The organism is Pseudomonas sp. BCA17 (assembly GCF_004519405.1).
In the GTDB taxonomy this organism is placed as follows: Bacteria; Pseudomonadota; Gammaproteobacteria; order Pseudomonadales; family Pseudomonadaceae; genus Aquipseudomonas.
The window spans coordinates 1-12379 of record NZ_SGWI01000012.1 but is presented as its reverse complement, the minus strand read 5'-3'; the positions used below and the strand labels follow the sequence as shown (position 1 = coordinate 12379).

The following is a 12379-nucleotide window of genomic DNA, read 5'->3' as shown; positions in this document are numbered from 1 at the left end:
CATACGCATCGCTCAATTGCCCCGGCGCCGGATTCTCCTCGGCGAACGTCGCGCCTAGCCTTGCCGAAACTGTCCCAATCAAACGAGGTTCATCATGCCTATCGGCAACGTTGCAGCAACGGCAAGCACGACGGTGAAGGGGGAACACCCCGCGTCAATCTCAGGTGCCCTGGTGGTTTTGTTGGCCTTCTGTTGTGGTGCCGTCGTCGCCAATCTTTACTATGCCCAGCCGATAGTCGAGCTGATCGCGCCTCAAATTGGTCTATCCAACGCTCACGCCAGCCTGATTGTTTCGCTGACCCAGTTCGGTTATGCCGCGGGTTTGCTGTTGTTGGTGCCGCTGGCCGACCTGATGGAGAACCGCCGTCTGGTGGTGGGGTTCACGCTGGCTGTGAGCCTTTGCCTGGTTGGCGCCGGCTTTACTCAGTCGCCTTCGCTGTTCCTGGTGCTCTCATTGCTCATCGGCCTGACGTCCGTGGCCGTACAGATTCTTGTGCCGTTGGCTGCGCACATGGCACCTGAAGCAACCCGCGGGCGGGTGGTGGGCAATATCATGAGCGGCCTGCTGCTGGGCATTCTGTTGTCGCGCCCGCTGTCGAGCCTGTTGTCGGAGTCTCTCGGTTGGCGCGGCGTGTTCTTCAGCGCTGCGGGCCTGATGGCATTGATCGCCTGCATCATGGCCGTTGCCTTGCCACGGCGCATGCCGACACATCAGTCCTCTTATGGCGCGTTGATCCGCTCTGTATTTGCGCTCGCACGGCGCCATCCGAGCCTGCGTGAGCGTTCCTTGTATCAAGGGTTATTGTTCGCCAGCTTCAGCCTGTTCTGGACCATCGTGCCAATAGAGTTGATTCGCCAGGATGGCTTCAGCCAGGCGCAGGTTGCCGTGTTTGCCCTGGTGGGCGCCGTTGGTGCGATTGCCGCCCCGATTGCCGGCCGGCTGGCTGATGCGGGGCATGGGCAGCGCGGCACGCTCGTTGCGTTGGTGTTGGCGCCTGTTTCCTTGCTGATAGGCGCCCTGCCGGGCAGTGGCTATGTTTGGCTGGTAGCGTGCGCGGTGCTGCTGGATTTTGCGGTGCAACTCAACATGGTGCTCGGGCAGCGTGAGGTCTACGCCATTGATCCGCATAGCCGGGCACGCCTGAATGCCGTGTACATGACCAGCATCTTCGTCGGCGGAGCCTTGGGTTCGCTGGTGGCCAGCCCCCTTTATGAGTGGGGTGGTTGGAGCCTGTCGGCCGTCTCGATTGCGACGGTCCCTGGTCTGGCACTGGTGATGTTTCTCCGCCGCCGGTACCGCCAGGCGTAGGCCCCGGCGCGAGCGGTTGAGGCCTATCGAAGAGCAAGCAGCCACGCCCGTGCCTGAGCACAGGCGTGCAAGACACCCCATGCGCGGTCAGGCATAGTAATCAGCTTGATTTTTCGCTTGGGATGGCCTGATGGACAAGCTGCTGGCGCTGAAGATGTTTGTTGAAACCGTACGCTGTGGCGGCTATTCATCAGCGGCGCGCAAGCTCGGTCTGTCTACGTCTTCGGTGACGCGGCAGGTGGCGGGCCTGGAAAGTGAATTGGGCGCCAGCCTGCTGAATCGCACCACGCGCAACACCAGTGTCACGGCGGCAGGGCAGGCTTATTTCGAGAAGGCCGTGCTGATTCTCGAGGCCGTCGACGAAGCCGATGCCACCGTCGCCGACCGTGGCAGCGAGGTCCAGGGGCACCTGCGTGCCAGCGTTCCGGTGGAGTTCGGGCGGCGCATCATCGCGCCTCACCTGGGGCGCCTGCTGGAGCGCCATCCGGGCCTGGAGATCAGCCTGTCGTTGAGCGATCGGGTCAGTGACCTGATCAGCGAGCGAATCGATGTGTCTGTGCGCCTCGGCTCTTCGATCGTCAACGATGACATCGTCAGCAAGAAGGTCGGTGAGTTTCAGCGTTGGGTCGTGGCCAGTCCCGAATACCTGGCACGGGCCGGTCTGCCGCGTCACCCGAGTGATCTGGTGGAGCATCAATGCCTGCGTTTCGACTATGGCGCGGTGCACCACGACTGGACGTTCCAGGGCGATGAGGACACCTTGCGCCTGAGTGTCCAGGGGCGCTTGCAAAGCAACAACGCCGATATCCTGCGCGAAGCGGCACTGGCGGGTGGCGGAGTGGCGCTGCTGGCCGACTGGCTGGTGCGTGACGATGTCGCCCGGGGCGGCCTGACCCGCGTGCTGGAACAGTATGAAGTCAATCCCGGCACTGCCAGCACCTGCATCAACGCGCTGTACCTGCCCAACCACCGTGGCTCCAGTCGCATCAATGTGTTCATTGCGTTCCTTGAGGAAATCCTCTCTTCCTGAAGACCCCTTCAGGTCTTCGACAAAGCAGCGCTGTGCACTGTGTGGCTCTTCCCTGCGGCCGTACCGAACAGGGCGGGGGGGCGCCAGGCGCCGCGTTTGCGTTTGGCCTTCGATCGAAAGGCTGGAATCGACGTATTGACCGACTAAGATTGACGGCAGTGTGCGCGGGTTCATATTTCCTTGTTGTTACAATTGGCCATAATGGTCGGCACTGACGCGCGTCTCCTATTTCTTTGATTTCAGTGACTTACAAACCATGAAAACCGTGGCAATGGTGCTGTTTCCAGACTTCCTCCTGCTTGATATGGCCGGGCCCATGGAAGTGTTTTCCATCGCCAATCGTTATCTGGCGCCGGGCGACCGTTATCAGCTGTCGACGATCGGCACCGAGCATGGCGCGCTGCGCGCATCCAACGGCATCAACGTGCAGGCCGATGTGCATATAGACCAGGCCCGCGACAGCTATGACCTGTTGCTGGTGCCGGGCGGTCCGGGGGCCTACGACGGTAAACATCAACCGTTGCTCGACTGGCTGCAGAGCGCCGTCAGTCGGTCGTCCAGGTATGGCTCGATCTGCACGGGGGCATTCATATTGGGGCATGCCGGTTTGCTGGACGGTTACCAGGTGACGACTCACTGGCATTACACCGAGCGGTTGATCCGGGCCTTCCCTAACGCTCTGGTGAAGACCGATCAGATTTACGTCCAGGATCGCAACCTGAACAGTTCCGGTGGGGTCACCGCCGGCATCGACCTGGCACTGGCGCTGGTCGCTCAGGATCACGGCAAGAAAATCGCCCAGGACGTGGCCAAGGTGCTGCTGGTGGTGATGAAACGCCAGGGCGGACAGGCGCAGTTCAGCCCGTTGATGCCCGCAGTCGCCCCTCCGGAAACGCCGGTGGCCCGGGTGCAGAGCTATGTGCTCGCTCACCTTGATGAAAGCTTCAGCGTCGAACGCATGGCCAGCCTGGCGAATATGAGTGCGCGGCATTTCGCCCGGTTGTTTGCCCGGGAAGTGAACATGACACCCATGGAGTTTTTGCAAAGCGCACGTATCGATTTTGCCAGAAGCCTGCTGGAAACCAGTGACCTGCCGCTCAAGACCGTTGCCTACAAGAGCGGCTTCGGCAGCGTGCGGCACATGCGGTTTCTGTTCAGTGAAAAACTGGGTTTGACCCCCGCGCAGTACCGCGAACTGTTCAGCTGAAACGTTATTGTCCGTACTGCGCACCGCTATGTCCGTGACGCTCCCTCCATGGCCGTTGTTCGGTCACCCCTGTCTGCCAAGATGTTTGTGAACTTTTGGCAATGGAGAGGCGGGAGCCTGGGCGAACGCGTGCAAGGGATGATGCAGTACCTTGAGTCGGGCCCGGTTTTCGGCACGTGAATGTGCATGAACAGACTCAGCGATTTAAATAGCAGTGCGGTGCTGCGGTTTGGCCCGTACGTGTTTCACACTCGTCAACGCCTGATTCTGGAGGGTGATCGGCCGCTGCGTATGGGCGGACGGGCACTGGATATTCTCCAGGTACTGGTCGAGCAAGCGGGTGATGTGGTCAGCAAGGAGGCATTGATTGCCCGCGTCTGGCCGACTTCGGTGGTCGAGGAAATCAACCTGCGCGTGCACATCGCCGCGCTGCGCCGGGCACTGCGCGATGGTCAGGACGGGTGTTGCTACATCGTCAATGTTCCCCAGCGCGGTTATTGCTTTGTCGCCCCGGTGCAGTGCGAGCCGGAGGGGCTGCCGGTCTCGATCGAGGCCGTTGAGCAACCCCGCCACAACCTGCCTGTACGGATCACGCCAGTGATCGGCCGGGATTCGATCGTGGGCAGTGTGGTCCGGCAGTTGCCGGTTTTCCGTTTCATGACGCTGGTCGGCCCTGCCGGCATTGGCAAGACCACGGTGGCCTTGCGCGTGGCCGAACTGCTGTTGCAGCACTATCGAGATGGCGTCTGGTTCGTTGATCTGGCGGCAATCGACGACCCCAAACGGCTTGACGATTATCTGAGCCAGACGCTTGGGCTGGACATTGGCGTGGAGACACTGGCGCAACGGCATGCATTGCTGGTGCTCGACAACTGTGAGCACCTGCTCGAATGTTGCCGAACGCGCGTGGAGAGCCTGTTGGCTTCGGCGCCACGGTTGTCGATCCTGGTCACCAGCCGCGAGCCGTTGCGGGCGGCACGGGAAACGGTGCAGTGCTTGCCGGCCCTGGCGGTGCCGCCGATGTCGGCGCTGCACAGTGTCGCCGAGGCTATGAGCTATTCGGCGGTGCAGCTGTTTGTCAGCCGTGCGCGTACCCGCCAGCAAGGGTTTGCGCTGCGTGAACAGGACCTCGAGGGCGTGCGGGAAATCTGTCGGCGCCTCGACGGGCTGCCCCTGGCCATCGAACTGGCAGCGGCGCAGATCGATGCGCTGGCGCTGGTTGGGCTGCGGGCACAACTGAATAATTGTTTTCAACTGCTGACCCAAGGCCGGCGCACCGCCGTCCCACGGCACCAGACGCTCAAGGCCGCCCTGGACTGGAGCTACCAGCGGCTGAGCCCGCTGGAGCAGACCGTCCTGCAAGGGCTGGCGGTGTTCAAAATAGCCTTTACGCTGGAAGCCGCCATCGGCGTCATCAGTTGTGCGGTACTGCGGCCCGCCAGCCTGGTCGAGGCGATAGAACGGCTGGTGCTGAAATCACTGTTGTCAGTTGAACCAAGCGATGGCATGACCCGCTATCGCTTCCTCAACACCACCCGCACTTATGTACTGGAAAAGCTTGAACTGAGCGGGCTGCAGCGCATGTTTGAAGTGCGTTATGCCGGCTACATCAGTCGGGCACGCTGGGTTTCAGGAAGACCGGTGTTGTTGCAGCTCGTCAAGCAGAAGGCGGACGTTGCTTAGGTCGGGGGTGGCAAAACCTTCGGTGAAGCCGTTGTAGATGGGCGCCAACAGATCATGGGCTTGTTGGAAACGACCCTGACGCTGCCAAAGCTCGGCCAGTGATGTAGCCGTGCGCAGCTCCCACGCCCGAGCACCCTGGGCCTGTGCCACGCCCAGCGCTTTGAGCAGCACCGTCTCAGCCGCAGGCTGGCTGTTTTGTGCAAGCAGAGCATTTGCGCTGGCCCGAAGGATTTCCGCGGTGCTCCAACCCGCCGCGCCGCTTTCGGCGCGTGCCAGCAATGCGTCGTCGACGAAACGGCCATCCAGTGTGACCATGATTTCATTGATCAGCCCGGCGCCGACTGGCGGTGTCGGATGCGTACTCTCGTCATCGATCACCTGCGCATAGTGCCGGGCCCAGTTGTAAAACAGCAGCACCGAATGTTTTTGGGCTTGTTCGAGCAGCAGGCGCAAGAGGTCGCGGGCCGTTTGAGTGTCGCCGTTGTAGTGGGCGATCAGGCAACCGGAGAGTGCCAGGGTGTAGCAGATGGACGTGCCGTGGTCGATCTCGAGCGCAATGTCCAACGCCTGGCGGGCGGCGCGCCAGGCCTTTTCGGGGTGGCCCTGCAACCAGAGGATCCGCGCCAGAATCGTCAGCGAGGCGACGCACTGGTCGTACTGGACACCAAAGCCATGGGTGAAGCGATTGAGGTGTCCACTCTGGGCCATGTGCTGGATAACCTGTTCAGCACGCGTGCGTGCCTTCGGCTGGTCCCCGGCAAAGTGCAGGGCCAGCACCTGCAACCGCTGGGTACTCAGGGACACGGCGGCATGACCTTGCACACCCAGGCGATCGAATTGCAGGCTCTGTTCCAGGGCCGTCTGATAGTTGCCGCAACTGAGGTTGACCGCCATGTGCCCGGACACGGCTCTGAGCTGGCCGGCGACATCGTTGCAGCGTTCGGCGAGGGTTCTGGCGCTCACAAAGGCTTCGACGGTTTCGGCGCTGCCGCCCTGGGTGTGGTAGCAGGAGCTGCCAAGGGCGAGCTTGAGGGCCATTTTCAGGCGAGGGCAGGGCTCGGGCGTCAATTCAAGCAGGGCCAGGGCCTTGCGCACGTACACGCCGTGCTCCTTGAGCAGCGACAGTTCCTGCCAGAGTGACGTCGACACCGAAGCCAGGCGGATCGCCACAGCCTGTGGCCCTTGTGCGTTCAACCCCCAGTCCAGGGCCGAACGGATGTCTTCGAGGCTGCGCGCGTAACGCTCGATCCATACATCGGTCTGGGTGTGCTCCCAGTCGTTCTGGGCTTGATGCATCAAGGCCAGGCAGCACTGGGCATGGCGTCCCAGGGTGTCGGGCAAATCATTTGCCTGGTCGAGTTTTTCCAGGGCATAGCTGCGGGTGGTGTCGAGCAGACGATAGAACACCTGCTCGTCACCGACCTCCACATTCAGCAGGGACTTGGCCACCAGTTGCGTGATTGCGCCAAGCACCGCGCAGCTTTCGACGTGTTCGCCGACAATCACGGCCGCCGCCGATTCCAGCGTGAAACCACCCCTGAACACGCTCAGTCGGCGCAGGCAGATCTGTTCGCAGGCCGTCAGCAGCTCAAAGCTGCAGTCGAGGGTCGCGCGCAGGGTCTGATGCCGCCCCAGCGTCGTCTGGGAGCCCTGTGCGAGCAAACGGAAACTGCCTTGCAGTTGCGTCAGCAAGCCACTCAGGCCGAGGCTGTTCACTTGCGCTGCGGCCAGTTCGATCGCTAGAGGAATACCGTCCAGGCGGCGGCAAATCTCGATCACCAGGGGCAGTTCGGCATCGGTCAGTTCGAAACTGTCATGGCTGGCCATTGCTCGTTCGACAAACAATTGCACCGCCGAAAAGCCCAGGGCCTGGTCGCGCTCCAGCGCGGCGACAGGCGGCGGGCAGTCTAGTGACTCCAGGCGCTGCACGAATTCGCCGTCGGCCCGCAGGCTCTCGCGGCTGGTGGCCAGGATATGCACATCGGGCGCCCCGCACAGGATGCTTTCGCTGAGCACCGCGATGGCGTCGATCAGGTGCTCGCAGTTGTCGATGACCAGCAGCATTTGCCGCTCGCGCAGGAAGGTGGTGAGACAGCTCACCGGCTCTGTGTCATGCAACGACAGGTCCAGCAGCATCGCCAGGTGGGTGGTGATCATCGCTGGCTCGCTGATCAAGGCAAGGTCCAGCAGGCGAATGCCGTCCCGGTAGCGGCCGATCAGTTGTTCCGCGACGCGCAGTGCCACGGTGGTCTTGCCGATACCGCCAGGGCCGACCAGGGTGATGAACCGCTGGCGTGGCAATTGCGTCACCAGGCGGTCCACCAGAACCTGGCGACCAATCATGCGCGTACGACGAATCGGCAGGTTATGACCGTTGTGCCCGTGGCCGCTGCTCGGTGGGCGTTGCTCGATGGGCTCCAGCGAGTACGGCGCGACAAAGCTGTAGCCACGCTGGGCCACGGTGACGATATAGCGCTGGCCGGCTTGACCGTCGCCAAGGGCTTTGCGCAGCGCCGCGATGTGCACTCGCACATTGATGTCTTCGACGACGCTGTTGGGCCAGACCCGTGCGATCAACTGCTGCTTGCTGACCAGATTCCCGGCGTGCTCCAGCAGGATCAACAGAATGTCCATGGCGCGCCGACTCAGGCGCAGGGGATGATCGGCCTCCAGCACCAGGCGTTGTCCGGGATAGACCCGGTAAGGGCCGAAATGCACCGCCTGTTCGGGGAAAAGGGTCAACGGGTCACTCCTGCCTGCCTGCGTCTATCACGCGATATCCGCGCATGTTCCTCAGTTTTTTTCGCCAGCGCAACGCAGCATTCGGGCAACTCGCCCGCGTGTGCGTTGACGGCCGTATTACGGCACCGTTCGCAAGCTGCGTATCGACTGGGCTGGCGCTGACAAAAGGGCGTGTCGTGGCTTTTGGCGCACCACTGAGAATTAACAACGTTTAACTCGTCCTGCGCCTGTCTTACACCCAAAAATCCAATGCCTGCAGTCTATCAACCGAAGGCACCGGTTTTTGTGCTCCGTGCAGTAAAAGGGATGAACACTTCAGGAGAAGGCTGGAATGAGTGATGTGGTGGTGGTCTATCACAGCGGTTATGGTCATACGCGGGTCATCGCCGAAGCTGTGGCCCAGGGTGTGGAGCGACACTTGGGCAGCACGTGCCAACTGATTCCGGTCGAGGAAGTGGACGCGCGCTGGGACTGCTTGCACCGCGCCGACGCGATCATCTTCGGCGCCCCGACTTACATGGGCAGTGCCTCGGGGTCCTTCAAGACGTTCATGGAGGCCACCGCGTCGTTCTACCTGGCACAGCCCTGGCGCGACAAGTTGGCTGCCGGGTTCACCAACTCCGGTTGCCTGTGTGGCGACAAGCTCAATACCTTGCTGCAGATGGCCGTATTTGCCGCTCAGCACTCGATGATCTGGGTCGGCCTCGACCTGCTGCCGGCGCGCTCCAGCGTCGGCCTGTTCGATGGGCAATTGAATCGCCTGGGCAGCTCCCTGGGGGTCATGGCCCAATCGAACGTCGAGCAATCCCCGGAGCATGCTCCACCTCCCGAAGATCGCTGCACCGCCGCTCACCTGGGGGAGCGGGTCGCGCGCCTGGCCGAACGTATGGGCCATTCAGCGGTTTGATGCACGGTTCCCCTACTCATCAGGCTCGGCTCAACGCCGAGCCGCCGGCGCAGCCGTGATCTTGAGAGAAGGCAGCGCATGTACTGCCTGACAGCGCCAGGCGAAAGGCGTGATGCCTTCGCTGCGGGTGAAAATGTGGCAGAAGTGCGCTTGATCACAGAAGCCGCATTCCAGGCTGATCTGCGTCAAGGTCAGGTCGGTATCCTGGATCAGTTGCTTGGCCCGCGTGATGCGCTGCCGACGAATCCAGTCCTGGGGCGACAGGCCGGTGCTGCACTTGAAGGCGCGGGAGAAATGACTGCGGGACAGGGCGCAGGCCCGAGCGAGCTCAGTGACCTCCAGCGTTTCACCCAGACCCTCGAGAATCAGTTTTTTGACCAGGCTTTCGCGCCACGCTGAGAGGCCTCCGGTGGCGGGCAGATGCGTTTCAGTGGCGGGTACGCGGGCGGCGTTGTGCTGAAAATAGGCCATGGCAAATATCCGTATCGAGGCGAATGCGCTGGCACACTGCGCGGTGGGTCAGCAGTTTCACGCGTTGGAAAACAGTTCGGTGCAGAGGGCTTTATTCTTGGTGGCGGGTCGGTGCTTTGCGAGTTAAACGTTGTTAATTCCACCCCGGTACATCGCCGGGCAACGGCCCTCGCTCAGCACATGGCTGCAATTTTTCGGCTGAGAATACCGGCATGATTGGCACATTTGGCCGGCCTGCGGACGGCCGCTTGCGGGTGCGGCCCACATCACTGGGATGGGCCGGCATTTTCAGTGGATGACTATGCAAAACGGGCCTTGCAAGCGGGCGGCAAAACTGCCGATTATCGAGCGATGGCCGAGTGACGAATACCTGGCTCACTACACAATGGGACTGTGCCTATGAACCGTAATGATCTGCGCCGCGTAGACATGAATCTGTTGGTGATTTTCGAGGCGCTGATGTTCGAAAAGAATCTGACCCGGGTGGCTGAAAAACTGTTCATGGGCCAGCCTGCGGTGAGTGCTGCGCTGGGACGCCTGCGGGATTTGTTCGACGACCCGCTGCTGTTGCGCAATGGCCGCGGCATGGAGCCGACGGCGCGAGCGTTGGCGATTCTCAAGGAGTTGCAACCGGCGATGGACATCATCTCGGGTGCCGTCAGCCGGGCCAAGGAGTTTGATCCGGCGACGAGCTGCGATGTGTTTCGCATAGGCCTTTCGGACGATGCCGAATTTGGTTTGTTCCCGCCGTTGTTGCGCCAGCTGCAACAGGAGGCCCCGGGCATTGTGGTGGTGGTACGCCGGGCCAATTATCTGTTGATGCCGGCCTTGCTGGCATCGGGCGAGATTTCGGTGGGGGTCAGTTACACCACCGAATTGCCGGCCAATGCCAAGCGCAAGCGGCTGCGTGATATTGCCTGCAAAGTGTTGCGCGGTGACAACCGGCCCGGTGAGCTGACACTCGATGAATACTGCCGGCGGCCCCACGCGATGGTGTCGTTCTCCGGCGACCTGAACGGCAACATTGACCTCGACCTGGCCAAGGTCGGCCGTACTCGGCGTGTAGTGCTGGGGGTTCCGCAATTCAGTGGCTTGCGCGCGATGCTCGCCGGTACCGAAATGATCGCCACCGTGCCCGATTACGCGGCGTGTGCGTTGGTCGAAGGTAGTGGCTTGAGGGCCGAAGACCCACCGTTTCCCATCGATGCGGCGCAACTGTCGATGGCCTGGAGCGGCGTTCACGACAACGATCCGGCAGAGCGCTGGCTACGCTCGCGGATCAGCCAGTACATGTCTGAACCTTTGAGCATCAAAGTCCCCTAGGTGGCGCCGGCTTGGCGGGCACCAAAAAACTCGCCACACCGGGTGGTGTGGCGAGAGGTCGGGCATCAGTTCAGATGCGTCTTGAGCTCTGCGGCGGCCTGGCGTACTGCCGCTTGGACTTCCGGAGTCCGGCTCAACGGGTTGAGCAGGCCGAAGTCATGAATCATCCCGTTGTAGCGCACCGAGGTCACCGGTACGCCGGCCGCATCGAGGTGGCGGGCGTAACTTTCGCCTTCGTCGCGCAGCACGTCGAATTCGGCGGTCTGCACCAGCGCGGCAGGCAGCCCCTTGAGCTGTTCGGCGCCGGCATTCAGCGGTGAGGCGTGGATGTGCGCGCGTTCGGCCGGGTTGGTGGTGTAGCTGTCCCAGAACCACTGCATCATGCCTTTGGTCAGGAAGTGGCCTTCGGCGAACTGCTGGTACGAGGCGGTTTCGAATCCGGCGTTGGTCACCGGCCACATCAGCAACTGGAAGCGCAGGGCAGGGGTGTTCTGTTCCTTGGCCTTCAATGCCACCACCGCCGCCATGTTGCCGCCGACACTGTTGCCGGCCACCGCCAGGCGCTTGCCGTCGACACCGATCTCCTTGCCGTGCTCGGCCACCCATTTCGTGGCGGCGTAGGCCTGGTTGATCGCGGTCGGGTAATGGGCTTCCGGCGACCGGGTGTAATCGACGTACACGGCCACTGCGCCGGAGCCCACCACCAGGTCACGAATCAAGCGTTGGTGGGTCGGGAAATCGCCCAATACCCAACCACCGCCATGGAAGAACATGAACACCGGCAACTCGCCCTTGACCTTGGCAGGACGCACCACTTTCAGGTTGATCACCTGGCCGTCGACCTTGATCGCCTTGTCGCTGACTTCAACGCCGGACAGATCGACCTGCACCGACTCCTGGGCACCGCTCAGCACGTCGCGGGCTTCTTTCGGGCTCAGTTGCTCCAGCGGTTTACCACCGCCGGCCGCGAGGGCGTCGAGGAACGCCTGCGTGTTGTGTTCGACGCCGGGGCTGCCGGCGGCGAATGCGTTGCCGATGGACAGGGCGAGGAGGGAAGCGGTGAGGGTTTTCTTGAGGCTCATGGTCAATTCCTTTTCAATCGTTCGAGTTTTCATGCCTTGGGATCGGGCTGCTGTGACGCTGGGTTCAGGCCTCAGCAACACCGTGAGCACAGATTAATGAGGTGCCTGAAAGTGAAAAAGCGGCTGGGAACCGTTTAACTGTCAATCAGAAAGTGACAATGAGCGCGCTTGAAAGCGGGCATGGCTTTATGAGGCCGTGGCCGCTGTGTTTTTGATCTTGCTTTTGATCGTAAGCGCTCCGTTAAACCATGCTGGCCGAGCGCAGGTTTGAATCCGCGTAACCCGGTATGACGGCGGCCCATGGATTCAAGTCTATGATCGAGCCTGGGCGGGCCCCCTCGCGGAGGTGCAGTTGGATAGTCGGCGGCTTCCAAGCCGTCACGGGAGCAAGCTCCCTCGCCACAGGGTCATGGCCACACCAGAGTTGTGTAGATACTCTGTGTAGCGCAGGCGAGTTGGCTTCCACAGGGAAGCAAAAGCTACAGCGCAGCATGGCTGTCTACACACATCACGATGCGAAGCGAGCCGCTTTTGATCTTGATCTCAGGCGCCCCGTTAAACCACGCTGGCCGGAATTCGATATTGATTTGGGGGGTAAACCGGCAGGGATGCCGGTTTAGCCGCC

9 protein-coding genes are annotated in these 12379 nt (G+C 61.7%); 6 read left to right on the top strand and 3 right to left on the bottom strand.

What is annotated here, in order from left to right; translation table 11 throughout:
- The first annotated feature begins 94 nt into the window (after positions 1–94).
- The 4 genes from EXW71_RS28215 (at position 95) to EXW71_RS28200 (ending at position 5229) form a co-directional block, all read left to right on the top strand.
- Positions 95–1309: an MFS transporter gene (locus tag EXW71_RS28215; RefSeq protein WP_134661262.1), complete on the top strand. Its 1215-nt coding sequence runs from the start codon at positions 95–97 to the stop codon at positions 1307–1309.
- Positions 1310–1439: 130 nt separating this feature from the next.
- The gene (locus tag EXW71_RS28210; RefSeq protein ID WP_134661263.1) at positions 1440–2339 is read left to right on the top strand and encodes a LysR family transcriptional regulator; all 900 of its coding nucleotides are present in this window, start codon (positions 1440–1442) and stop codon (positions 2337–2339) included.
- A 256-nt stretch (positions 2340–2595) separates the two neighbouring features.
- Complete coding sequence (locus EXW71_RS28205) at positions 2596–3546, top strand: GlxA family transcriptional regulator (RefSeq protein ID WP_134661264.1); 951 nt, start codon at positions 2596–2598, stop codon at positions 3544–3546.
- 186 nt (positions 3547–3732) lie between these two features.
- Entirely contained in the window at positions 3733–5229 is a 1497-nt protein-coding gene (locus EXW71_RS28200; RefSeq protein ID WP_134661265.1) for a winged helix-turn-helix domain-containing protein, read from the top strand.
- On the opposite strand, the gene EXW71_RS28195 is transcribed toward EXW71_RS28200, so the two are convergent.
- A complete protein-coding gene (locus EXW71_RS28195; protein ID WP_134661266.1) occupies positions 5176–7971 on the bottom strand; it encodes a winged helix-turn-helix domain-containing protein in 2796 nt (931 codons plus the stop codon). The two genes, EXW71_RS28200 and EXW71_RS28195, sit on opposite strands and share 54 nt — an antisense overlap.
- Before the next feature lie 331 nt (positions 7972–8302).
- Here EXW71_RS28195 and EXW71_RS28190 point away from each other — a divergent pair, with 331 nt between their 5' ends.
- The gene (locus tag EXW71_RS28190; RefSeq protein ID WP_134661267.1) at positions 8303–8878 is read left to right on the top strand and encodes a flavodoxin family protein; all 576 of its coding nucleotides are present in this window, start codon (positions 8303–8305) and stop codon (positions 8876–8878) included.
- A 30-nt stretch (positions 8879–8908) separates the two neighbouring features.
- Here the strand turns inward: EXW71_RS28190 and EXW71_RS28185 are convergent, their stop codons facing one another.
- Entirely contained in the window at positions 8909–9349 is a 441-nt protein-coding gene (locus tag EXW71_RS28185; protein WP_134661268.1) for a helix-turn-helix transcriptional regulator, read from the bottom strand.
- 399 nt (positions 9350–9748) lie between these two features.
- Between EXW71_RS28185 and EXW71_RS28180 the strand changes: the two genes are divergently transcribed.
- Positions 9749–10672, top strand: coding sequence for a LysR family transcriptional regulator (locus tag EXW71_RS28180; protein ID WP_134661269.1), 924 nt, complete (start codon positions 9749–9751; stop codon positions 10670–10672).
- Between the two features lie 65 nt (positions 10673–10737).
- Here EXW71_RS28180 and EXW71_RS28175 read toward each other — a convergent pair whose 3' ends face one another.
- Complete coding sequence (locus EXW71_RS28175) at positions 10738–11754, bottom strand: alpha/beta hydrolase (RefSeq protein WP_134661270.1); 1017 nt, start codon at positions 11752–11754, stop codon at positions 10738–10740.
- Between the last annotated feature and the right edge of the window lie 625 nt (positions 11755–12379).